The sequence below is a fragment of the Bartonella sp. AP40SXNS genome (assembly GCF_042195825.1).
Classification (GTDB): Bacteria; Pseudomonadota; Alphaproteobacteria; order Rhizobiales; family Rhizobiaceae; genus Bartonella.
Window position 1 is genome coordinate 1 of record NZ_JBHIPB010000093.1, and the last position, 930, is coordinate 930.

The 930-nt window shown below is 45.2% G+C and carries 1 protein-coding gene and 2 pseudogenes; all 3 read left to right on the forward strand.

The annotated features are described in order from the left end of the window. Positions 1 to 200: pseudogene (locus ACFILZ_RS09935) on the forward strand (phage tail protein); the annotation flags it as partial. 9 nt (positions 201 to 209) lie between these two features. Continuing rightward, a complete protein-coding gene (locus ACFILZ_RS09940) occupies positions 210 to 443 on the forward strand; it encodes a hypothetical protein (protein WP_375611072.1) in 234 nt (77 codons plus the stop codon). 17 nt (positions 444 to 460) lie between these two features. Then, positions 461 to 930: pseudogene (locus ACFILZ_RS09945) on the forward strand (hypothetical protein); the annotation flags it as partial.

Here is a 930-nt window from a genome sequence, read left to right on the forward strand (position 1 = left end):
GGTTTACAGAAAAAGACAAGCCGCCGCGTTTACCTTGGTTTATCAGGAGCCCCTTTGCTAATTTTTTATATTATTCAACGCCTATAACAGACGGTCTGAATGACAGAGAGCATCATGAACATCATCTCATGGCAGAGAGGGTTGGTGGTGTTGAAACGCGCCCCGTTAATGTGAGTGTAATTTATGGGATCAAGACATGAGGAGTTGAAATGTCATTAAAACCGTTTGCGATATCAGAGATTAGCGACCCGTCTCAAGTACGGGTCGTTTTGTATTCTGGGGGAGGTTTTGTACATGCGCCGCTTACTGGCGTTTTTGATTTACTGAAAGCCGCTTTGAAAACAGAGCTTGATGGTTCACTGAAAGATTTAGAGAAGCGCTTAGAGACCTTAAGAGAAGAGTTTGAAGATTTGAAAGAGTGTTCATTAGACGAAGTGCTCTGAATGAAGGAATAAAACAGATGAAGATACCCGATCATGAACATGAATATTTGATACCTGTTGCAACGAAAGAGGAAATCAGAGAAGGGACTTCTCAAGACAGCGTTGTTGTTCCGAAGCTTTTAGGGACGGCATCTTTGTATTCGTATGAAACCTTTGCGCCGTTAGAGCAGGTTGTTAATGCACGTCAAGAAGCAGAAAAAGCCATGTCGCGTGCGAATGGTGCGCAACAGGTTGCAGAAGAATCGAAGAGGGTTTCGGAACAAGCGCTTAGCGAAGTGACGAAAACAGTTCAAACAGCGACAACAGCGCTTACGACGTCTCATGAAGCGAAGGAAGAAGCTAAAGCAGCGACGACAACGGCTAGCCTTGCGAAAGAGACAGCGGATACAGCCAATGGCTTAGCAGAAGAAGCCAAGAATACTTCTGATGCAGCGAAGCGCATGGCAGAAGAGACAAAAGCAGCAGTCGATAGAGCCTCAGGGGAAAT